Below are 21,481 nucleotides of genomic sequence, written 5' to 3' on the forward strand. Positions count from 1 at the left end.
CGGTCGCGGTGCGGGGCGGTGTGCCGCGAGGTGGTGCGGCGGATCAGACGTCCTTGAAGTCGTCCTGGGTCACCGACTCGGCGGGCGCGGTGGGCTCGCACTTGCTCTTGCCCTTGGTGAACTTCATCGTGGCGTTGCCCTTGCCCTCGGACTTGACCATGAACGGGTAGGGCTTGCCCTTCTCCTGGACGTAGAGGGTGACGGTGTCGCCCTCCTCGTCCTTCTTGCTGAGCGGGATGACCTTCGAGCCGTCGATCTTGACCGGCTCACCCTTGGTCAGCCCGTCGGTGGAGCCGTCGAAGAAGTCGGTCATGTTGCCCAACGAGTCCTCGTCGTCGACCGGGGTCTTCATGTACTTGCCGGCCAGCTTGCCCACGACCTGGTCGAGGACGGCGGGCGGGACGCTCTCCCCCATCGACTTCTTCCAGAACGCGGCGTCGGCCTTCATGTACTGGTCCTTGCCGACGATGATCATCTCGACCGGATTGCCGTCGATGACCATCTTGCCCTGCACGTCCGCACCGTTGCGGATGCACAGGTCCCACTCGATCCTGGTCTCCTCGTCCTGCCCGTTGCCGACCATCTTGTAGTCGGCAACCGACTTGAGCAGCTTCTGCGCCTCGTCGGCCAACACCTTGGCGTCGGTGCCGGCGTTCGACTTCTCGTCCGAGCCGCCACAGGCGGTCAGCCCGGCGAGGGCGAGGGCAACGACGGGAACGATCATGGCCATGCGTGAAGTGCGCACGAAACTCCTTTGATTCGGGGACTGGAGTTGCTTGCGACGAGTATGGCTATGGCAAAGAATGCATGATCAACCGCCCCGATATGGACGGTTTTGCAGGGGAAAAGCGAAGGTGCGACGCGCCGGAACCGGCCGGCGGGACCGGCTACTCGACCGTCATCCGTCCCTCCGGACGCGCGCTGCAACACCTGCGGAAGTCGCATCGGTCGCAGTGTGTGCCGGTGCTCGGGGTGAAGCGCTCGCCGATGATCCGGCCGGCCACATCCGCGAGCAGCCCACCCACCCACGTCCCGCCGTCCGGTTCGGGCAGCGGCGGCGCCTGGTCCAGCACCAGCGGCTGCTCGGGATCGGCCTTGTCCGCCGAGCGCAACTGGATCAGCTCGGCGCCGCCGGAGGCGGGCCGGCCGCCCTCGAACCCGGGCACCTCGTCGAGCGCGCCGGCCGCGACCGCGACCTGGTACACCGCGAGCTGCGGATGCTCCTCGATCTCGCTGCGGGTCGGCGGCCGACGACCGGTCTTGAAGTCCACCACGTACGCGAGCCCGTCCTCGCCGCGCTCCACCCGGTCCATCGACCCCCGGATCAGCACCCGGTACTCGCCCGCGGTCAGCTCGACCTCGAAGCCGTGCTCGGTCGCCGCGACCACCCGGTGCCGCTCGTGCGTGTGCCAGGACAGGAACCGCTCCAGCGCGGTCCTGGCCTCGTCCTTCTGCTGCTCGGACTGCCACGGCGCGTCGAACGCCAACGCGTCCCAGACCCGATCCAGCCGGTCCATCAGCACCGGCAACTCCGCCGAGGTGGCGCCCGTGCCCACCTCGTCGGCGAGCGCGTGCACCACGTTGCCGAAGCCCAGCGCCGCCGAACGCGGCGAGTCCGCGTGCACCTCGCTGCCCAGGAACCAACTCAGCGCGCAGTCGCGCACCTTGGCCACCGAACTGCCGGACAACCGCACCGCGCTGCCCGGATCCCGAATCGGCACGCCGGGGTCGGTCGGCTCCACCAGCCCCCACCACCGGTCCGGATGCGCGCTCGGCACCAGCGGGTGCCCCTCGTCGTCGCGCAGATCCGCGAGCGCGGCCAACCGGCGCGCGGCGGCCCGACGCAGCACGGCCGGGGCCAGCGGATCCACCGCCGCCGAACGCAACTCGGCCACCAGCGCGGAGGTGGACAGCGGACGCCTGGGCCGCTCCTTGACCTCCACCGGCGGCACGCCCAACTCCTCCAGGAACCGCGAGGGTTGATCGCCGTCGTCGTAGCTGGAGTCGACCGCGGTCACCACCAGCCGCTCCTTCGCCCGGGTGGCCGCGACGTAGAACAACCGCCGCTCCTCGGCCAACAGCGCACCCGGCGACAGCGGCTCGGCCAGGCCGTCCGAGCCGATCCGGTCCGCCTCCAGCAGCGAGCCGCGCCGGCGCAGGTCCGGCCACAGCCCCTCCTGCACCCCGTGCACCACCACCAGGCGCCACTGCAGACCCTTGGCCCGGTGTGCGGTCAGCAGCCGCACCGACTCGCCGCGCAGCGCGCTGTCGTCGAGCCGGTCGCCCGGGATCTGCTGGGCCTTGAGCTCGGCCAGGAAGTTCAGCGCGCCCCGGTGGCCGGCCCGCTCCTCGGCCTTGGCGGCCACCTCGAACAGCGCCACCACCGCGTCCAGGTCGCGGTCCGCGTTGCGCCCGGCCGTACCGCCACGCAGCACCGCCCGCTCCAGCCGCCCCGGCCACGGCGTGCCCTGCCACAACTCCCACAGCGCGTCCTCGGTGCTGCCACCGCCGGCCAGCACCGCGCGCGCCTTGCCGATCAGCAGGCCCAGGCGCAACGCCCCGCCCCCGACCCGCTGTTCTATCCCGACCAACTGCCCCGGCTCGGCCAGCGCGTCGCGAATCAGCTCGGCCGACGGCCGGGTGCTGGTCACCGAGGCACCCGACGCGGCCCGCTCCTCGGCCCGCAACGCCCGCCCCAGCAACCGCAGATCACCCGCGTCCAGGCCGCCCAGCGGGGACTGCAACAACGCGCGCGCCGTCTCCGCGTCCAGCACGCTCGGCTCCGCCGCCACATGCAGCGCGGTCAACAGCGGCGACACCGCCTGCTCGGCCGCGATCGGCAGTTCGTCGCCGGCGATCTCCAACGGCACCCCGGCGGCCGACAGCGCCCGCCGCAGACCCGGGATCGAGCGGGCGCCGGAGCGCACCAGCACCGCCATCTCGCCCCACGGCACCCCGTCCTCCAGATGCGCACGGCGCAGGATGTCGGCGGTGTTGTCCAACTCGGCGCCGGGCGTGGGATACGTGTACACCTCGACCCGGCTCGGATCCCGGTCCCCCGACACCGACGGGATCAACTCGCGGTGTGCGCGCACCCGATCGCCGGGCAACCGGCTCAGCGGCATGCGCTGGGTAACCACCCGGGACGCGGCCAGCAGCCCGGCCGGCGCCCGGCGCGAGGTGCGCAACACCACGATGTCGGCGGGCTCGCCGTCGGCCCTGGGGAAGCGGTGCGGGAAGTCGAGGATGCCGTTCACGTCGGCGCCGCGGAACGCGTAGATGGACTGGTCCGGGTCGCCCACCGCGATCAGGTCCCGGCCGTCCCCGGCCAGCGCCGCCAACAGGCGCACCTGCGCCGGGTCGGTGTCCTGGTACTCGTCGACGAACACCGCCTTGTAGCGCCCGCGCAACACCTGCGCGGTCTCCGGCCGCTCGGCGAGCAGCACCGCGCGGTGCACCAGTTCGGCGTAGTCGACCACGCCCTGGGCGTCGATCACGTCCAGGTACTCGGCGAGGAAGTCGGCCGCGGCCCGCCAGTCCCGACGCCCGGTGTCCTGGGCGAACCGGGCCAGCGCGTCCGGATCGAGCCCGAGTTCGCGGCTGCGGGCGATCACCGCGCGCACCTCGTCCGCGAACCCCCGGGTGCCCACCGCCGCGCGCAACTCCGCGGGCCAGCTCTGGCTGCCCTCCTCGACCCCGCCCGCGAGCAGTTCGCGGACGAACACGTCCTGCTCGGGACCGGTGAGCAGGCGCAGCGGATAGCTGAACAACTCGGCGGGCTGATGCTCGCGCACCAGCGCGTAGCAGAACGAGTGGAACGTGGTCGCGGTCGGCACCGCGGCGGTGCGCGCCCCGGCGGCACGCAGCCGCGCGGTCAGCCGGTCGCGCAGTTCGCCCGCCGCCTTGCGACCGAAGGTCAGGACCAGGATCTCCTCCGGTCGGACCCCGCGCGCCACCCGCGCGGCGACCGCCTCCACGAGCACGGTGGTCTTGCCCGTGCCGGGACCGGCCAACACGAGCAGCGGCCCGCCCCGATGCTCGACGACGGCGCGCTGGTAGTCGTCGGGGATCACGGGCGCGGGCGGGGCCACGGGGGTGCGCCGCAGGCGATACGCCGGGGTCGGGGTGGTCATCTGGCCGAGAATGCCTTCGCGTCGCCGTCGAATCCTGGTGGGTGCACGGGCCGGGCCGGCGACGAACGGGTCGCGGCCCCGGCGCGTGGATCGCTCCGGGTGGGTCGGCCGCGCCCCGGTCGGCAGGGCGCGGCCGGTGCCCATCAGATCACATCCGGCCCGATCGTCCCGGAAGCACACGGGGAGCACACCGCGGCGCGGCCACGCCGGGTCGGCCCGGTGAAGGTCAGGCGCCCGGTGGAACTTCCCGGTCGGCGGGCACCTCGTCGGGCTCCGGTATCCAGCGCGCCCGACCCATCTCCACCCGCTCGCCGCCGGAACGCAGCGGCGTGCCCTCGGCCCGATAGTGCCCGGGCGCGCGCACCGCGTGGCTCGGCGGCAACGAGCCGTCCGCGCGCACCACCCGCCACCACGGCACCCCGCCGCCGTACAACGCCATCACCCGGCCGACCTGTCGGGGGCCGCCTTCCTGGAGGGCCTCGGCAACGTCCCCGTAGGCCATCACCCGCCCGGGCGGGATGCGCTCGACCAGGTCGAGAACCCGCTCGGTGAAGGGGTTAGGGTCACTCATCCGCACATGGTGACAGAGTCCTCGGACACGGGGGGCACGCGTGCCGAACCCCTTTCGGCCGCGCTTCGGCGCGGCCGGGCGCAATCCCGGCCGCGGGTCGTGGCACCATCGACGCGGTGGTGACGGGTGATACGAGAGAGTGACGCAACGATCGCAACGGGTGCCCCCGGGAACGGGCGCGCCCTCGTAGTCGAGCCCTCACAACCGCTGCGGGTGCACCGATCGTCCGATTTGATCCGAGTCCTGCTCGGAGTGCTCACCCTCGGCGTGGTCTTCTTCCTGGCCAGCATCGCCCGACAGACCACCTCCGGCCTGGAGTCGGACATCGTCCGCGGCGCCCAGAACAGCACCCCACACCTGCTGCTCAACCTCTCCGGCGGGGTGTTCGCCGTCGCGGTGCTCGTGGTGCCGGTGGCCTACGGGATCGAACGCCTGGTCAGCCGGGACGGGTTGCGGGTCGCCGACGGGGTGATCGCGGCCGCGGTGACCTACCTGGCCTCGCTCGGCCTGGACTGGTGGATCACCGGCCCCGGCCCCGAGGCGCTGCGCGACGCGCTGACCCGCCCGCTGCCGCTGCCACAGACCGGCTGGACCGACCCGGTGCACGGCTACCTCGCGCCGATCGTCGCCTACGTCACCGCCGTCGGCCTGGTCCGCCGGCCGCGCTGGCAACTCGTGGTCTGGACGCTGCTCCTGCTGAACGCGGCCACCGTCCTGGTCGGCGGCTACACCACCCCCGTCGCGCTGCTCACCAGCGTGCTGTTCGGCCGCACCATCGCCTACGCCACGCTGTACGCGGTCGGCCTGCCCAACACCCGGCCGCCGGCCGAGTCGGTGGTCGCCGCGCTGCGCCGGTTCGGCCTGGTCGCCCAGTCCTGCGTACGCACCGACGACGGTCCCGAGGAGACCCGCCGCTACGCGGTCCGGCTGGCCGACGAGCGCATGCTGGACGTGACCGTGCTCGACCGCGACCAACAGGCGTCCGGCGCGATCTATCGCTTCTACCGTCGACTCGTGCTGCGCGGGGTCACCCAGCGCCGCACCGTGCTGTCCACGCGCCGCGCGCTGGAGCAGGAGTCGCTGATGGCGTACGCGTGCGCCGACGCGGGAGTGCGCGCACCGCGCCTGGTGGCCACCACCGAGGTCGGCCCGGACGCCGCGCTGCTGGCCTACGCACACGTGCCCGGACGCACCCTCGACACCCTCGACGACGACGAACTCACCGACGAGCTCCTGGCCCGGCTGTGGAAGCTGCTGGGCCTGCTCCAGGCGCATAGGCTCACCCATCGGCGGCTGGTCGCCGAGAGCATCCTGGTGGACGGCACCGGCCAGCCGTGGCTGGTGGACCTGCGGGCCGGCGAGATCGCCTCCGGCGACCTGGCGTTGCGGATCGACACCGCCCAACTGCTGACCACCATCGCCCTGCGGGTGGGCGAGGAACGCGCCGTGCACACCGCCGCGGAGGTGCTCGGCGCGGACACGGTCGCGGCCTGTCTGCCGCTGCTGCAAAAGGTCGCGCTCAGCCGCAGCACCCGCTCGGTGCTGCGCAAGGACAAGAACCTGCTCTCCCGGATCCGGGAGCAGATCCTGGAGCTGCGCCCGCAGGCCGAGGTCGAGCCGGTCCAGTTGGAGCGGGTGCGGGCCCGCACCCTGGTCACCGTGGTCGCCAGCGCGTTCGCGGGCTACTTCCTGCTGTCCCAGCTCAGCCACGTCGACCTGGGCGAGATCTTCAACAGCGCGAACTGGGGCTGGGCGGCGATCGGCCTGCTGGCCTCCTCGCTCAGCTACGTGTGTGCGGCGCTGATGTTGCTCGGCTTCGTCCCGGAACGGCTGTCGCTGTTTCGCACCACCATGGTGCAACTCGCCGGTTCGTTCGTGAAGTTGGTCGCGCCGCCGGCGGTCAGCGGGGTGGCGCTGAACACCCGCTACCTGCAGAAGGCGGGCATCCCGCCGACCCTGGCCGCCGCGAGCGTGGGCGTGTCGCAGTTGGGCGGCCTGGTCTTCCACGTCGGCCTGCTGGCGTTCTTCGGCTACATCGCCGGCACCGCCGAGACGCCGTCCTTCGCACCGTCCGGCGCGGTGATCGCGGGCCTGTTGATCCTGGCCCTGGTGACCCTGCTGGTGACGGCCGTACCGCCGCTGCGCCGCTGGATCGTCAAGCAGTTGCGGCAACTGTTCTCGGGCATCGTGCCGCGGCTGTTGGACGTGCTCCAGACCCCGACCAAGCTCGCGGCCGGGCTGGGCGGCACGGTGTTGCTCACGCTGTCCTTCATCCTGTGCCTGGACGCCAGCGTGCGGGCCTTCGGCGGCTCGGCCAACTTCGCCGCGATCGCGGTGGTCTTCCTGGCCGGCAACGCGATCGGTTCGGCCGCGCCCACCCCGGGCGGCATCGGCGCGGTCGAGGCGGCCCTGATCGCGGGCCTGACCAGCACCGCGCGCCTGCCGTTCGAGACCGCGACGGCGGCCGTCCTGCTCTACCGCTTCCTGACCTTCTGGCTTCCGGTCCTGCCCGGCTGGATAGCGTTCACCCACCTGCAGCGCAAACAGGCGATCTGAAGCCCCTCCGCGGCAAGAAACGCCGGGCGGGCCGAAAGTTCGGCCCGCCCGGCGTTCGAGAACCACACCTCGGTCGAAGGCCGGACCGCTCCCACGGCCGGCCCCGACCCGAGGACCTAGTAGACCGGCTTCTCCGGCTCGATCTGGTTGACCCACCCGATCACGCCGCCGCCGACGTGGACCGCGTCGGCGAAGCCCGCGCTCTTGAGCACGGCCAGCACCTCGGCCGAGCGCACCCCGGTCTTGCAGTTGAGCACGATGCGCTTGTCCTGCGGCAGTTCCTCCAGGGCCCGGCCCATCAGGAACTCGTTCTTGGGGATCAGCCGCGAGCCCGGGATCTTGACGATCTCGTACTCGCCCGGCTCGCGAACGTCGATCAGGTCGATGTTCTCGCCGGCGTCCAGCCACTCCTTGAGCTGACGCGGGGTGATGGTCGAACCGAGCGCGGCCTCCTGGGCCTCCTCGGAGACCACACCGCAGAACGCCTCGTAGTCGATCAGCTCGGTGACCGTCGGGTTCTTGCCGCAGACCGCGCACTCGGGGTCCTTGCGAACCTTGACCGTGCGGTACGTCATCTCCAGCGCGTCGTAGATCATCAGCCGGCCGACCAGCGGCTCGCCGATGCCCATCAGGAGCTTGATCGCCTCGTTGACCTGGATCGACCCGATCGACGCGCACAACACGCCGAGCACGCCGCCCTCGGCGCACGAGGGGACCATCCCGGGCGGCGGGGGCTCCGGGTAGAGGCAGCGGTAGCACGGGCCGTGCTCGGACCAGAACACGCTGGCCTGGCCGTCGAAACGGTAGATCGAACCCCACACGTACGGCTTGTTCAACAACACGCAGGCGTCGTTGACCAGGTAGCGGGTGGCGAAGTTGTCCGTGCCGTCGACGATCAGGTCGTACTGCCCGAAGATCTCCAACACGTTGTCGGCTTCGAGCCGCTCCTCGTGCAGGACGACCTCGGTGTACGGGTTGATCTCCTTGACCGAATCGCGCGCGGACTCCGCCTTGGATCGCCCGATGTCGCTCTGTCCGTGGATGATCTGGCGCTGCAGGTTGGACTCGTCCACGGTGTCGAACTCGACGATGCCGAGCGTGCCGACACCGGCCGCGGCGAGGTACATCAACGCCGGGGACCCCAGGCCACCGGCGCCCACACAGAGCACCTTGGCGTTCTTCAGCCGCTTCTGCCCGTCCATCCCGACGTCGGGGATGATCAGGTGGCGGGAATAACGACGGACCTCGTCGACGGTCAGCTCGGCGGCCGGCTCGACCAGGGGTGGTAGCTGCGACACGGAAACTCCGATGGTCGGACTGTCTATCTCGGCTCTTTTCCTACCGCAACAGTGCCACGCTCGTCCCGATTCCCGGGCACCGGGTCCGGTCCGTGAGATTCGCCCGCGCGAGGGCCGCCGGGCGCCCTCGGGCGGCCCGGCGGATCCGGCTGCGGCCGGTTATCCGGTGAGCTTGCCCGACGGGTACGGCCACGGGTTGGCCTCGCAGGTCTCGCCCGCCTTCGCGCCCTTGGTCGCCACCCGGGTCTTGGTCTGTTGCATCATCACCGGGGCCAGATCGGCGCCGATGCCGCCCGCGCCGCACGCGTTCTCGTGGTTGTGCCCGAGTCGGTGACCGACCTCGTGGTTGATCAGCATCTGCCGGTAGCCGACGATGTCGTCGCCGTAGGCGGTCGAACCCTGGGCCCAGCGCCAGGCGTTGATCATCACGTAGCGGGTGCCGTAGGCGTCGCACGAGACGTTGTCCGCGCTGGTGTCGCCCACGATCGGGGTGCACGCCTTGTGCACCGACTGCGGACTGGCCAGTCGCACCACGAAGTCGGCCTTCGGCGAGTTGTCGGTGCGCTCGAAGGTGAGCCCGCCGGCGGCCCAACTGCGTTTGTCGTTCAGGGTCTTCTGCACCGTGTTGGCGAACAGCGCGCCGTCCAACTGGAGACCCTGCTCGACCTCGACCGCGTACGTGTACTTGCGGCCGGCGCCGGGGGCGGCCTCCTTGCCGGGCACCGCCTCGAAGTTGCCGCTCAGGCCGAGCTTGGGGTCGAGCGGGAAGCGCAGCGTCAACTGGTCGGTGGTGACCGGCGACGCGGGCGTCGGCAGCGGCAGCGAGGAGGCGCCGCCCTGGGCGACCGGGTCCCGGTCCGAGCCGCGCGACGCGGCCTGGTCGGTGGGCCGCCCGCCCGCGTCCGGCGCGGCCATGTCGTCGCCGGACGCCTGGCTGGAGGTGCCCTCGTCGGGCATCTGGAGCACCACCGCGCCGGCGAGCACCGCACCGGTGACCACCGCGCCGCTCGCCGCGACCAGGGTGCGCCGACCCTTGCGCGGCGCGGGCCGGTTCGCCTTGCGGGTCTGCGCGCGTCCCTTGGGCGCAATGCTTCCGGTGTCCGGCTCGAAGCCGTGCTCCGCCTCGTCCGCCGAGTGCCGGGGACCGGGCAGGTCGTCGCTCGGCTCGGTCGCGAACGAGAGCTGTTCCAGGTCGAGTTCGGGAGCCGACGCGGCCCACGGCTCGGACTCCATCGGGTACTGCCCGGCCCCGGGACCGATCGCCGGCTCCGGCTCGGTGGGCGGTTCGTACAGCGCGTCCGCCAACGGATCCTCGACCGGCGCCACCGCCGGATAGCCGCCCGAGGCGTCGTAGCCGTAGCCGACGAAGCTCTGCGGCTCGAACGTGGTGGTGTCGTAACTCGGCACGGCGGGCGCCTCGACGATCGCGTGCATCCCGCTGGGATAGCCGTCCGCCGCGTACAGGTCGTTCGCGGGACTCGTCGCCGGGTAGCCACCGGAGCCGTAGGCGTCCACGCCGAACGAGCCGGTGACGAACGAGCCGGAATGCAGCGCGGTGTCCGCACCGAAGGTGTCGACCCCGAACGTGTCCGGGGCGTAGCCGACCGAGCCGGTCTGCGCGCCGTACGGCTCCAGCGGGTCGTCCCAGTGCGCGGGCTCGCCGGGCATCGTCCCCGGCACCGCCCAGGTGCCGGAGCCGGCCTCTGGCGCCGGGTGCTCCCAGCCGTGCTGCTGCCCGCCGTCGTACCCGTGGCTCCCGGTGTGTTGCTGCACGGCGGGGTAGCCGCCGTAGCCGGGGTCCGCGGGGTAGCCGTGGTAGCCGGTGTCCTGCTCGGGACCGCCGCCGCCGTACGAGGTGTCGGTCCAACCGCCGCCGTAGCCGTCCTGGTGGACCTGTCCGTAGGCGACCTGTTGCGGCACCGCCGCGTATCCGCCGGAGAGGGCGTCGTCCGGCAGGCCCTCACCGCCGTACTGCACGCTCGTCTGCGTTCCCGAGTGACGTCCCATGAGTCTGCGTTCACCCCACCACGTTCGACGGCGAGAGGGCCCCGTCGAGAAGTTCGCGGAAACCCCGGGCCACCACGCGGGGGTGTTCGAGCATGGCCACGTGCCCGGAGTCGGGCACCACCAGCAGTCGTGCGTCCGGGAAGGTCTCGGTCGCGCGCTTGGCCATGCGCGGGTCGACCAGTCGGTCCCGGCGTCCGTAGACGAGCAGCGTCGACGCCCGCACCTCGGCCGCCTGCCGCCACAGCGCCCGCTCGCCACGCTCCAGGTAGGCCCCGATGACCGACCTGGTCGAGTGCGAGAACGCGTCCATCATGTACGGGAGTTCGAGCCGACGCCGGTACTCGGCCGCAGCGTCCGCGAAGGCTTTCTCGCCGACCACCGCCGGGTTTCCGTACATCATCGCGATCGACATCCGGGTGCGATCCTCGGGCGTCATCCTGCGGCTGAGTCGCAACAGCGCACGACCCACACCGGGCACCCCGAGCGCCGCCGTCGGCAACACCGAGGGGCGCACCCGCAGATCCGGCAACGCGGGCGAGATCAGCGTCAGGGTGCGCACCAGGTCCGGCCGGCGGGCGGCGAGCCGGGTGGCCACCGCACCACCCATCGAATTGCCGAACAGATGCACCGGGCCCTTGCGCAGCGACAGGATCGCGCCCTCGACCGCACGACAGTGCGCGGAGATCGAGTAGTCCCCGTTTCGCGGCGGCGGCGAGTGGCCGAAGCCGGGCAGGTCGATCATCTCCACGGAAAGATCCGACCGCAGTTCCGCGGCCAGTTCCGTCCAGTTCAGCGAGGAGCCGCCGAGGCCGTGGATCATCATCGCGGGCGGCAGGTCGGAGTCGTGGCGCGCGTCGCGGCGCACCACCACCGCACTGTCGGTGGCGACTTCGACCGTACGCGCAGGCCAAGGCGTCGCGTCGGCGTCGCTTGCGGGGCTGAGGGTCGTCACGGTGGGCAATATTACGAGATGATCACTGAGACGGAAGGGCGGATGCCCCGACCGACTTCGTCGCGCCGGGCGGTCTCGACTCTTATGCCCTGGTTCATGACGTCACTGTAAACGCTTCGCGCATCACGTTTCGACATCGATCCCGATGGTGCGACAACGAATTCGGGGCGGATCATGGACATGGAGAACGCCGCATGGCGGCGGACGACCCGGGCAGGGAGGCCGTATGAACCGAATCGACGACACCCCCGAGTTCGAAGACGTCACCGACGGTGACGCCACCGTTTTCGACGACACAGCCCGAGACCCCGAGATTCCGGTGCCCGACGCGGTGGAGCAACACACCGCGGTGGAAGCGGACGACGGTGAGGGCGACCCGGTGTGGGAGCCGGTCCCGGACGGGGTGAACCCCGCGGACGCGACCGAGCAGCGCCGCCGGGTCGGGCACGCCCAGGACGACGACTACCGCTGAGCGCCGCCGCACGAGCCGCCCCGCGGGGCTCGCGACGCCCTCGCGCGCACCACCCGCGCCCCCTTGCGGGGGTTACCGGAAGCGCGGGATCCTGTTTCGTTGCGCCACGAAACTTACGTCCTGGGTTACCCGAAAGTAGGATGGCGTGGTGGAGAAACTCGCCGGATCACCGAATCATCCGGTGTCCGCGACACGTTGAGCGACACCTTGAGGAGCCCCGTGACAGCCATCCAGGATGCGGATCCCCGCCCTCGCGGTACCCGGCTGCCCCGGCTCGCGCGCAGGACGCAACTCCTCGGCGCCGCCCAGGAAGTCTTCGTCAAGCAGGGCTACCACGCCGCCGCGATGGACGACATCGCCGAATGCGCCGGCGTCAGCAAGCCGGTGCTGTACCAACACTTCCCCGGCAAGCTGGAGCTGTATCTGGCGTTGCTCGACCAGCACTGCGAGGCCCTGTTCGCGGCCGTGCAGCGGGCACTGGAGTCGACGCACGACAACAAGTTCCGGGTGGCCGCCACGGTCGACGCCTACTTCGCGTTCGTGGACGACGACGGCGGCGCGTTCCGACTGGTCTTCGAGTCCGACCTGACCAACGAGAGCGCGGTGCGCGAGCGGGTGGAGCGGGTCAGCGAGATGTGCGCCGAGGCGGTGAGCAAGATCATCGCCGAGGACACCGGGCTGGCCCAGGAGGAGTCGATGCTCCTGGCGATCGGCCTGACCGGCATGGCACAGGTCACCGCGCGCTACTGGATCGCGCGCGGCGCGACCATCCCGCGCGACGCCGCCTCGCTGCTGGTCTCGTCGCTGTCCTGGCGGGGCATCTCCCGGTTCCCGCGCAAGGACGACCCGGCGCACTGACCCTCGGACCTGCGCGGGAGGGCGGGCCGGCGATCTTGTTCCCGCCCGGCGTTCGCGTTGGGCGTACCCGTCATGGCGTTCGGTGACCCCGGCTCTCGACTAGCCTGCTGGGGTAGGTACGGCCCGCGGGTGTCGCGGCGCCGATCTCCAGAATTTCAAGGCCGGAGGGACAGCCGTGGAGATCAAGATCGGCGTACAGCACGCCGGGCGGGAGCTGGTGCTGGAGAGCACGGACAACCCGGAGGACGTCGAGCGGGCCATCGCCGACGCGCTCTCGGGCACGTCCAAGCTGCTGTCCCTGACGGACGAGAAGGGCCGCCGGGTGATCGTGCCCGCCGACCGACTCGCCTACGTCGAGATCGGCGAGTCGTCGGCACGCAAGGTCGGCTTCGGCGCCAACGCCTGAGCGGTCGACGGCCGAACATCGGTGCCGGCATCGGCACCGACACACCCGAGGGTGGGTGGATCCGCACGCGGATCCACCCACCCTCGGGTTTTCCGTCCTTCGGATCAGGAGGCGAGTCCGAGCGCGGCCATCCGCTGCTGGTGCGCCTCGGTGATCCGGTTGAACATGCGCCCGATCTCGGCCAGGTCGAAGCCGGGTCCGGCGCCGCCGCCGATCAGCATCGTGGACAACACGTCCCGCTCGGCGGCCACCCGCTGGGCCTGACTGAGCGCCTCGCCCATCAACCGCCGGCCCCACAAGGCGAGCCGGCCGGACACCTTGGGATCGCGCTCGATCGCCGAGCGCACCGCGTCGACCACGAAGGCCGCGTGCCCGGTGTCGCGCTGCACCTCGACGATCAGATCCCGGCTGACCTCGTCCAGATGCGCCGCCACCTCGCGGTAGAAGTCGGCCGCGATCCCATCGCCCACATACGCCTTGACCAGGCCCTCCAGCCAGTCGGCGGGCGCGGTGTGCACATGGAACTCGTCCAACGGCGCGATGAACGGATCCATCGCCTCGGCCGGATCCGCACCCAGCGCCGCGATCCGGTCACGCAGCAGCGTGTAGTGATGGAACTCGGCCACCGCCATCGCGGCGAGCGCGGCCTTGTCGTCCACGGTCGGCGCCATCTTGGCATCCTCGGCGAGCCGCTCGAAGGCGGTGATCTCGCCGTAGGCGAGTACGCCGAGCAGTTCGATCACGGCGGCCCGCATCTCCCCGGTCGGCTGCGCGTGCTCGCTCATGTCCACCCCTTCGTCCGTTCCGCCGCCGCACCGTCGACAAGTACCACAGTGTTCACAAGTACGCAGCGTAGTGAGCGCACCGCGCCCACGGGAGCACCACGTCCGGGCGGAGTCGCCCATCTCCGGACAAGCAGTAATGAGCATCACCCCACCGGCCGCACGCCGCCGGGTACAGTGGTAGTGAACGCGGATGCCCGGTCGGAGGACGACTGGCTCCGACCGACCCGCTCGGGTGGCCGCCCGAAGGCGAGAGGTCCCGTGCCGCGCCCCGCAATTTCGTGGGCGCCATGGTCTCGACCCGCTTTCGGTACAGACGGCCCCCAACCACACAGAAGAGGCTGGACCCCTGACAACTTTTCGCGAACTCGGAGTACTTTCGGAGACAGCCGAGGCACTTGAGGCACTCGGCATCATCGAGGCCTTTCCCGTCCAGGAGATGACCCTTCCGGTCGCCCTGTCCGGCAACGACGTGATCGGCCAGGCCAAGACCGGAACCGGCAAGACCCTGGGCTTCGGCATCCCGCTGCTGCAGCGGATCACCGTCGCGGCCGACATCGAGGCGGGCCGCGCGCCCGCCGGTGCGGTCGCCGGTCGGATGCCGCAGGCCCTGGTCGTGGTGCCCACCCGTGAGCTGTGCGTGCAGGTCACCAACGACCTCCAGGCCGCGGGCAAGCTGCGCAACGTGCGCGTGTTGGCCGTCTACGGCGGCCGGGCCTACGAACCGCAGATCGACACCCTCAAGAAGGGCGTCGACGTCGTGGTCGGCACCCCGGGCCGGCTCCTCGACCTGGTCGGCCAGGGTCACGTGAACCTGTCCGAAGTCAAGATGCTCGTCCTGGACGAGGCCGACGAGATGCTCGACCTGGGCTTCCTGCCCGACGTCGAGAAGATCGTCGAGCGTCTTCCGGCGCGCCGCCAGACGATGTTGTTCTCGGCCACCATGCCGGGACAGATCATCACTCTGGCGCGCCGTTACATGAGCCGCCCCACGCACATCCGCGCCTCCGAGCCGGACGACCTGGGCGCCACCGTCAAGTCGGTCCAGCAGCGCGTCTACCGCGCGCACGGCCTGGACAAGCCCGAGCTGATGGCCCGGGTGCTGCAGGCCAACGGGCGCGGCCTGGTGATGGTGTTCTGCCGGACCAAGCGCACCGCGGCCGACCTGGCCCAGGGGCTGGCCGAGCGCGGCTTCGCCTCCGCCGCCGTGCACGGCGACCTCGGCCAGGGCGCGCGCGAGCAGGCGCTGCGGGCGTTCCGCAACGGCAAGGTGGACGTGCTCGTGGCCACCGACGTCGCGGCTCGCGGCATCGACGTCGAGGGAGTCACCCACGTGGTGAACTACCAGTGCCCCGACGACGAGAAGACCTACCTGCACCGGATCGGCCGGACCGGCCGCGCGGGTGCCTCGGGCACCGCGGTGACGCTGGTGGACTGGGAGGACATCCCGCGCTGGAGCCTGATCAACAAGGCGCTGGACCTGGGCTTCGCCGACCCGGTCGAGACCTACTCGACCTCGCCGCACCTGTTCACCGACCTGGACATCCCCACCACCGTGGGCAGCGTGCTGCCGCGCGCCGACCGCACCCGTGCGGGTCTGGGCGCGGAGGACGTCGAGGATCTGGGCGAGACCGGCAAGAACAGCCGGGGCAACTCGGGCCGCAAGGGCAACGGTGGCCGCAGCCGCAGCGGCCCCGCAACGTCCGGGCCGGCCGCCTCCGGGCCGGACTCGGCCGACGCCGAGGCGAGCGACCCCAGCCGCCGTCGGGCCCCCGGCTCGCGGCGTCGTCGTCGCGTGAACGCCGAGACCGGCGATGCGGTCGTGGCCGCCGCGACCGGCGCGATCACCGCGACCTTCGTCGAGCCCTCGACCGTGCCCGCCCAGGCGGCGCCCGTCGACGGTCCGGCCGGCACCGGGGACGCGGACGCGGACGGCGAGCGCGCGCCGCGCCGTCGCCGCCGGCGCACCCGGCGCCGTCCCGAGGGCGCCGAGGCCGGCGCCGTCGCGACCGACGAGGGCTGACGAACGCACCATCGGGTCGACGGCCCCCGGTGCGGAGTGTGGACGATCACGTCCGCGCTTCGCGGCGGGGGCCGTCGGCGTACCTGCGGGTAAGTAGGCTCGAAGGTGTGAGTACGCCACGCTTTCTGACCTTGCCCGGGACCGTCCGCTCCCGTCGCCTGGCGACCGGGCGCGGACGATTCGCCGTCCTGGAGTCCACCCCGCCGAGCGCCGCGCCGCGGCTGGGCACCGCCGTGTTGGTGCCCGGCTTCACCGGCAGCAAGGAGGACTTCCTCGCGCTCGGCGACCCGCTGGCGCGGCGCGGTTTCCACACCGTGGCCGTGGACCAGCGCGGCCAGTACGAGACCGAGGGTCCGGCGGATCCGGCGGCCTACACCCGGGACGCGCTCGTGGCGGACGTGCTCGCGATCGCCGACGCGGTGGCCCCGGGCGAGCCGATCCATCTGATGGGCCACTCCTTCGGCGGCCTGGTGTGCCGCTCGGTGGCGCTGCACGCGCCGGAGCGGCTGGCCTCACTGACCCTGATGAGCACCGGCCCGGCGGCGATCTGCCCGGACGAGGTCGCCCGGCTGCTGATGCTGGAGGAGGTGCTCCCGGCGCTCACCCGCCAGGAGGTGTGGGAGGCGATGCGGGCCGTGGAACTGGAGGCCGGCCTGCTGCCGCCCGCCGACCCGGCGATCGCCGCGTTCGTGCACGCCCGGTGGCTGGGCACCACGCCCGAGGGCCTGCTCGAAATGGCCGAACAACTGCGTACCGAACCCGACCTGGTGGACGAACTCGCCGCGCTCGTGGCCGCCGGCCTGCCCACGCTCGTGGTCTCCGGCGTCGAGGACTACGCGTGGCCGCTGCCCTGGCAGATTGCGATGGCCGACCGGCTGGGTGTACCGCACGTGGTGATCCCGGACACCCACCACTCCCCGAACGTGGAGTCGCCGGCCGCCACGGCCGCCGCGCTGGCCGACTTCTGGGCGAGCGTGGCGGCCTACGTGCCTCGGGCCTGAGCCGGGACGGGGCCGGACCGGGCGCCGTCGGCTCACGGTACGAACGGATCGGGCGTAGCGTGACATAGGAGATATTTCACTCACCACGGGCGTCGCCCGTGCCGGTTCGTGCCACCTGCGGCGACTCCCGTCGAGCCGACCGATCGGGAGTTGCCATGACGCTCATCGACGTCGATTCCGCGCGACAGGAAGCCTTCGCGGGACGCATGATCAACATCATCGACGACGGCTGCCTGGCCTTTCTGACCAGCATCGGCCACCAGAGCGGACTGTTCGACACGATGGCCGGGATGCCGGCTTCGACGAGTGCCGAGATCGCCCGCGCCGCGGGGTTGACCGAGCGCTATGTGCGCGAGTGGCTGGGCGGCATGGTCACCGGCGGCTTCGTCGAATACTCCCCGGACCACGACACCTACCTGCTGCCGCGCGAACACGCGGCCTCGCTGACCCGCGCGGCCGGACCGGAGAACCTGGCCGGCATCACCCAATACCTGGCGCTGATGGGCGAGGTCGAACAGCAGGTCGTGCAGGCGTTCCGGCAGGGCGGCGGCGTGCCGTATTCGGCCTACCCGCGATTCCAGGCGCTCCAGGCCGAGGAGTCCGGCCGGGTCTGGGACGCGGCACTGGTGGACGGCGTACTGCCACTGGCACCCGGGCTGACCGAGCGGCTGACGGCGGGGATCGACGTGCTGGACGTCGGGACGGGCCAGGGGCACGCGATGAACGTGCTGGCTCGGGCGTTCCCGCGCAGCCGGATCCGCGGCGTGGACATCTCCGTCCAGGGGATCGCCGCAGCGCGCCGCGAGGCCGAGGAACTGGGCCTGGACAACGTGGAGTTCGCCGTGGTCGACGCGGCCGAGCCGCTCGGCTCGTACGACCTGATCACCGCGTTCGACGTGATCCACGACCTCGCCCGCCCCGGTCGCACGTTGGCCGCCGTCTCCGCCGCGCTGCGTCCGGACGGGGTGTTCCTGATGGGCGAGATCGCCGCGTCCAGCAAGCTGGAGGAAAACCTCGCCCACCCGCTGGGGCCGGCGCTGTACACGTTCTCGATCTTCTACTGCATGACCGTCTCGCTCGGCGAGGGCGGCGAGGGCCTGGGCACCGTCTGGGGCGAACAGGCCGCCCGAGCCGCGCTCGCCGACGTCGGCTTCACCCACGTCCGAAGCCACTCGCTGGAGGGCGACTTCCTCAACGTGTACTTCGTGGCCCGGAAGGACTGAGGAGACACCCACGCCGAACGGCGGGGCAAGGCGGGACCGGTCCTGCCGGGCATCCCCCCGGGCCGCCCGTCGACGTCGATCCACCCATGATCTACGTCACGGGCAGGCCCCTACTGCACCCACCCGCGACCTCCCTATCCTCGAAGTCCTGCGCCGGCTCGGGCATCGTTCGATCCAAGTGACCGCCGACATCCACGAGCGCATCACCCCCTCGGCGCCTGACCGCTTGCGGCAGGTACCCGATGGGGTGTCGCGCCCACCGGGGCACGAGCCGGACCCGCCGGGTCGGTGCTGGACCACAGCCCGAAGAATCAACGTTTTCGCAGGTGAGAGGGGACCGAGATGCAGTTCGGCCGCTACTACGAGGAGTTCGAGGTCGGTGCGATCTACAAGCACTGGCCGGGGAAGACCGTGACCGAGTACGACGACCATCTGTTCTGTCTGCTCACGATGAACCACCACCCGCTGCACATGGATGCCAACTACGCCGAGAACACCACCGATTTCGGCAAGAACGTGGTGGTGGGCAACTACATCTACTCGCTGCTGCTCGGCATGTCGGTGCCGGACGTCTCCGGGAAGGCGATCGCCAACCTGGAGATCGAGTCGTTGCGACACGTGGCGCCCACGTTCCACGGGGACACCATCTACGGACAGACCCTGGTGCTGGACAAGTGGGAGTCGAAGTCCAAGGACGACCGCGGCGTCGTGTACGTGGAGACCAAGGGCTACAAGCAGGACGGCACGCTCGTGTGCGTGTTCAAGCGCAAGGTCATGGTGCCCAAGGAGAGCTACGGGGCCGAGCGTGGCGGCGAGCAGCCCGGACGCCCCGAGCTGATCGAGGGCTGATCGTTCGCGGCTGAGCGGGCGCCGATCGGGGGTCGACCACCCCCGCACCGAGCGCGGGCGGGTCGCCCAGGGACGGCGCGGCCCGCCCGTTTGCGCGCACGGGACGACGACGTCCTACGGCAGTTCCGCCGCCGTCGGGTACGACGACTGCGCCCCCACCCGGCGCACCGCCGCCGCGCCCACCCGCACCGCGTACCGGGTCGCGGTGACCGGGTCGTCCCCGGCCGCCAGTCGCCACGCCAACGCGCCGGTGAAGGCGTCGCCCGCGCCCGTCGTGTCGACCGCGTCCACCGTCGGCGCGGCGACATGTACCGGTTCCGCCTCGCCGACCGCGACCAACGCACCGCCACCGCCGAGCGTGAGCACGATCGAGCGCGGACCCGCGCCCCCCGCACGCCGGCTCCGCAGCGCCTCGTGCGCGTCCTTGCCGCCCGTCATCGCACTCGCCTCGTGCTGGTTGAGCACCAGCGGATCGCACGCCCGCACCACCGACGAGGACATCCACACCATCGTCGACACGACCGGCGAGAGGTTCAGCACCACCCGGGTGTCCGCCGCGGCGCAGCGTCGGATCACCTCCCACACCGTGTCGAGCGGGATCTCCAACTGGAGCGAGACCACCTCGGCGGCCTCGATCGCCGAGGCCAGGTCGCCCACCTCCGCCGGCCCGAAGCGCCCGTTCGCCCCGGGCGCCACCGTGATGGTGTTCTCGCCCGCGTCGTCCACGGTGATCAGCGCCACGCCCGAGGCGCCGGGCACGGTCCGCATCGCGTCGGTGCGTACGCCCTCCCGGCGCAGCGTCGCGAGCAACATCCGGCCGTGCTCGTCCTCGCCGACCCGCCCGGCGAGCGCGACGTCGGCGCCCAGTCGGGCCGCCGCGACCGCCTGATTGGCGCCCTTGCCGCCCGGATGCACGACCAGGTCGTCGCCGAGCACCGTCTCGCCCGGCCGCGCGTGCGCCCGCACCCGGACCACCAGGTCGGCGTTGATCGACCCGACCACCAACAGCCGCGCGTGGTCCGCGCTCACGCCACACCCGGTACGTTCCACTCGCGCAGCGCGTCGAGCAGTCCCTCCACCAGATCGAGCCGACCCAGCTCACCGGTCGCCACCCACCGCACCGCGTCCGCGTCGTCGCCCGCGCGCAGCGCCCCGCCGTGTGGCGTGCAGGCGTAGTCCCTGATCTCGTACGTCCCACCGTCGGGCGCACGGCGCAGCACCGACCCGACGAGCGGTCCCACGGTCACCTGCAGTCCGGTTTCCTCGGCCATCTCGCGGGCGAGGGCGACCGCGTCGGTCTCGCCCTCGTCGACCCGCCCGCCGGGCAGCGACCACTGTCCCTTGCCCGGCATTTTCGCGCGTTGCACCAGGAGCAACCGACCCTCGGAATCGAGGACGATCGCACCGACACAGGGAATGAGCCGCATGCCTGTGGAGCCTAGTGCCCGGCGCCGACGTGCAACGGGAGATCGGTCGCCGACCGCGCGGCGCCGGCAGCGCGAGGGCGCACGACCCCGGCGCGGCGCGCGCCTCCCGTACGCCGGTCGGCGGTGTGAACGCACCGAAGGAGTGATCGTCCTTGACGCGGGGCCCCGGGCAGTGGACCGTCTTGTCCTATGAAGGGCGAGCCGAGCTGCCCCCGCTGCGGCGGCCGGGTCCGCGCTCCGGGTCTGTTCTCACAGACGTGGGAGTGCGAGATCCATGGCGCCGTTCCCCCGCTGCAACCGGTCGTGCCGCCCAGCGTCGAGGCGCTGGACGCGGTGGTGCGCCGCGCCCGGGTTCCGGTCTGGTTGCCCTGGCCGTTGCCGGTCGGATGGTTGTACACCGGCGTCGCGCACGCGGGCGACGATCGGGACGGTTCGCGGGCCGTCGCGGTGGCGTGCACGGGTCCCGCGCCGCTGGGCGGACGCGGCGAACTGCTGCTGATCGCCGAGGAGGTGGGCGTCGGACTGGGCGCCCGCTACGCCGGGTTGACCGGGCACGACCCGGGCGGCGACTTCGTCAAGTCCGCGCCGACGAAGGTGATGGCGGCCGGCCGGCCGACCCCGCTGTGGTGTGTGATCGACGCGCCGCCCGACCGCGCGGTGTTCGCGGGCGAGGCGATGGGCCTGTGGTTGTGGGCGATCCTGTGGCCGGGCAAGGCGGGCCATCTCGTCTACGACGACGTGGTGCTCACCGATCTGCGCGACGCCGGGGCCGAGTTGCAGTTGTTGCCGTGCGGCGCGCTGTCCCCGCAACTGCTGGAGTTCTGAACCGCCGGACACCGGCTCCGCGCCGCCCGACGCCGGCCCCACAAAGGCGCTCGACCGAGGTCGTTAGGGTCGGGGGGGTCCATCGGCCCTCTCCGCAG

The 21,481-nt window shown here is 71.6% G+C and carries 18 protein-coding genes; 9 read left to right on the forward strand and 9 right to left on the reverse strand.

Annotation, left to right across the window (positions count from 1 at the left end):
* Positions 1-43: 43 nt before the first annotated feature.
* The 3 genes from ACH4U8_RS05250 to ACH4U8_RS05260 form a co-directional block, all read right to left on the reverse strand.
* On the reverse strand, positions 44-745 hold the full coding sequence (locus ACH4U8_RS05250) for a hypothetical protein (protein WP_360308264.1): 702 nt from the start codon (positions 743-745) through the stop codon (positions 44-46).
* Positions 746-887: 142 nt separating this feature from the next.
* The gene (locus ACH4U8_RS05255) at positions 888-4,133 is read right to left on the reverse strand and encodes an ATP-dependent DNA helicase (RefSeq protein WP_360308261.1); all 3,246 of its coding nucleotides are present in this window, start codon (positions 4,131-4,133) and stop codon (positions 888-890) included.
* A gap of 226 nt (positions 4,134-4,359) precedes the next feature.
* Positions 4,360-4,704, reverse strand: coding sequence for an MGMT family protein (locus ACH4U8_RS05260; RefSeq protein WP_395775856.1), 345 nt, complete (start codon positions 4,702-4,704; stop codon positions 4,360-4,362).
* A 213-nt stretch (positions 4,705-4,917) separates the two neighbouring features.
* On the opposite strand from ACH4U8_RS05260, the gene ACH4U8_RS05265 reads away from it, so the two are divergent.
* A complete protein-coding gene (locus tag ACH4U8_RS05265; protein WP_360308255.1) occupies positions 4,918-7,260 on the forward strand; it encodes a lysylphosphatidylglycerol synthase transmembrane domain-containing protein in 2,343 nt (780 codons plus the stop codon).
* Positions 7,261-7,376: 116 nt separating this feature from the next.
* Here the strand turns inward: ACH4U8_RS05265 and moeZ are convergent, their stop codons facing one another.
* From moeZ to ACH4U8_RS05280, 3 genes are all read right to left on the reverse strand, one after another.
* Positions 7,377-8,558: an adenylyltransferase/sulfurtransferase MoeZ gene (gene moeZ, locus ACH4U8_RS05270; RefSeq protein WP_360308252.1), complete on the reverse strand. Its 1,182-nt coding sequence runs from the start codon at positions 8,556-8,558 to the stop codon at positions 7,377-7,379.
* Between the two features lie 159 nt (positions 8,559-8,717).
* Positions 8,718-10,565, reverse strand: coding sequence for a DUF3152 domain-containing protein (locus ACH4U8_RS05275; RefSeq protein ID WP_395775857.1), 1,848 nt, complete (start codon positions 10,563-10,565; stop codon positions 8,718-8,720).
* Between the two features lie 10 nt (positions 10,566-10,575).
* Positions 10,576-11,517 (reverse strand): alpha/beta fold hydrolase, encoded by a 942-nt coding sequence (locus tag ACH4U8_RS05280; protein WP_395775858.1) that lies wholly within the window; start codon positions 11,515-11,517, stop codon positions 10,576-10,578.
* 226 nt (positions 11,518-11,743) lie between these two features.
* Between ACH4U8_RS05280 and ACH4U8_RS05285 the strand changes: the two genes are divergently transcribed.
* The 3 genes from ACH4U8_RS05285 to ACH4U8_RS05295 all read left to right on the forward strand — a co-directional run bounded on the left by ACH4U8_RS05285 (position 11,744) and on the right by ACH4U8_RS05295 (position 13,253).
* Positions 11,744-11,989 carry a hypothetical protein gene (locus tag ACH4U8_RS05285; RefSeq protein ID WP_360308244.1) on the forward strand — a complete coding sequence of 82 codons (246 nt, stop codon included), beginning with the start codon at positions 11,744-11,746 and terminating at the stop codon, positions 11,987-11,989.
* A 219-nt stretch (positions 11,990-12,208) separates the two neighbouring features.
* The gene (locus ACH4U8_RS05290; RefSeq protein WP_360308241.1) at positions 12,209-12,847 is read left to right on the forward strand and encodes a TetR/AcrR family transcriptional regulator; all 639 of its coding nucleotides are present in this window, start codon (positions 12,209-12,211) and stop codon (positions 12,845-12,847) included.
* Between the two features lie 175 nt (positions 12,848-13,022).
* Positions 13,023-13,253 (forward strand): DUF3107 domain-containing protein, encoded by a 231-nt coding sequence (locus ACH4U8_RS05295; RefSeq protein ID WP_020552594.1) that lies wholly within the window; start codon positions 13,023-13,025, stop codon positions 13,251-13,253.
* A 104-nt stretch (positions 13,254-13,357) separates the two neighbouring features.
* On the opposite strand, the gene ACH4U8_RS05300 is transcribed toward ACH4U8_RS05295, so the two are convergent.
* On the reverse strand, positions 13,358-14,038 hold the full coding sequence (locus ACH4U8_RS05300; protein ID WP_360308238.1) for a ferritin-like fold-containing protein: 681 nt from the start codon (positions 14,036-14,038) through the stop codon (positions 13,358-13,360).
* Positions 14,039-14,474: 436 nt separating this feature from the next.
* On the opposite strand from ACH4U8_RS05300, the gene ACH4U8_RS05305 reads away from it, so the two are divergent.
* The 4 genes from ACH4U8_RS05305 to ACH4U8_RS05320 all read left to right on the forward strand — a co-directional run bounded on the left by ACH4U8_RS05305 (position 14,475) and on the right by ACH4U8_RS05320 (position 19,131).
* Complete coding sequence (locus tag ACH4U8_RS05305; RefSeq protein ID WP_395775859.1) at positions 14,475-16,058, forward strand: DEAD/DEAH box helicase; 1,584 nt, start codon at positions 14,475-14,477, stop codon at positions 16,056-16,058.
* Positions 16,059-16,165: 107 nt separating this feature from the next.
* Positions 16,166-17,059: an alpha/beta fold hydrolase gene (locus ACH4U8_RS05310; protein WP_395775860.1), complete on the forward strand. Its 894-nt coding sequence runs from the start codon at positions 16,166-16,168 to the stop codon at positions 17,057-17,059.
* A 155-nt stretch (positions 17,060-17,214) separates the two neighbouring features.
* A complete protein-coding gene (locus ACH4U8_RS05315; RefSeq protein WP_395775861.1) occupies positions 17,215-18,282 on the forward strand; it encodes a class I SAM-dependent methyltransferase in 1,068 nt (355 codons plus the stop codon).
* A 342-nt stretch (positions 18,283-18,624) separates the two neighbouring features.
* Complete coding sequence (locus ACH4U8_RS05320; protein ID WP_395775862.1) at positions 18,625-19,131, forward strand: MaoC family dehydratase; 507 nt, start codon at positions 18,625-18,627, stop codon at positions 19,129-19,131.
* A gap of 114 nt (positions 19,132-19,245) precedes the next feature.
* On the opposite strand, the gene ACH4U8_RS05325 is transcribed toward ACH4U8_RS05320, so the two are convergent.
* Both ACH4U8_RS05325 and ACH4U8_RS05330 read right to left on the reverse strand, forming a co-directional pair.
* On the reverse strand, positions 19,246-20,160 hold the full coding sequence (locus tag ACH4U8_RS05325; RefSeq protein WP_395775863.1) for a ribokinase: 915 nt from the start codon (positions 20,158-20,160) through the stop codon (positions 19,246-19,248).
* On the reverse strand, positions 20,157-20,558 hold the full coding sequence (locus ACH4U8_RS05330) for an NUDIX domain-containing protein (protein WP_360308220.1): 402 nt from the start codon (positions 20,556-20,558) through the stop codon (positions 20,157-20,159). The genes ACH4U8_RS05325 and ACH4U8_RS05330 overlap by 4 nt, the downstream gene beginning before the upstream one ends.
* Positions 20,559-20,747: 189 nt before the next feature.
* Here ACH4U8_RS05330 and ACH4U8_RS05335 point away from each other — a divergent pair, with 189 nt between their 5' ends.
* Positions 20,748-21,383, forward strand: a complete 636-nt coding sequence (locus ACH4U8_RS05335; protein ID WP_360308217.1) for a DUF6758 family protein — start codon at positions 20,748-20,750, stop codon at positions 21,381-21,383.
* Positions 21,384-21,481: the final 98 nt, after the last annotated feature.

The sequence above is a fragment of the Embleya sp. NPDC020886 genome (assembly GCF_044333915.1).
Lineage (GTDB): Bacteria > Actinomycetota > Actinomycetes > Streptomycetales > Streptomycetaceae > Embleya.

Bases quoted from the DNA above. Each gene is read 5' to 3' on its own strand.
- ACH4U8_RS05255 (WP_360308261.1), bottom strand. From the start codon at position 4,133: ATGACCACCCCGACCCCGGCGTATCGCCTGCGGCGCACCCCCGTGGCC.
- ACH4U8_RS05260 (WP_395775856.1), bottom strand. From the start codon at position 4,704: ATGAGTGACCCTAACCCCTTCACCGAGCGGGTTCTCGACCTGGTCGAG.
- ACH4U8_RS05275 (WP_395775857.1), bottom strand. From the start codon at position 10,565: ATGGGACGTCACTCGGGAACGCAGACGAGCGTGCAGTACGGCGGTGAG.
- ACH4U8_RS05285 (WP_360308244.1), top strand. From the start codon at position 11,744: ATGAACCGAATCGACGACACCCCCGAGTTCGAAGACGTCACCGACGGT.
- ACH4U8_RS05300 (WP_360308238.1), bottom strand. From the start codon at position 14,038: ATGAGCGAGCACGCGCAGCCGACCGGGGAGATGCGGGCCGCCGTGATC.
- ACH4U8_RS05305 (WP_395775859.1), top strand. From the start codon at position 14,475: ATGACCCTTCCGGTCGCCCTGTCCGGCAACGACGTGATCGGCCAGGCC.
- ACH4U8_RS05315 (WP_395775861.1), top strand. From the start codon at position 17,215: ATGACGCTCATCGACGTCGATTCCGCGCGACAGGAAGCCTTCGCGGGA.
- ACH4U8_RS05320 (WP_395775862.1), top strand. From the start codon at position 18,625: ATGCAGTTCGGCCGCTACTACGAGGAGTTCGAGGTCGGTGCGATCTAC.
- ACH4U8_RS05330 (WP_360308220.1), bottom strand. From the start codon at position 20,558: ATGCGGCTCATTCCCTGTGTCGGTGCGATCGTCCTCGATTCCGAGGGT.
- ACH4U8_RS05335 (WP_360308217.1), top strand. From the start codon at position 20,748: ATGAAGGGCGAGCCGAGCTGCCCCCGCTGCGGCGGCCGGGTCCGCGCT.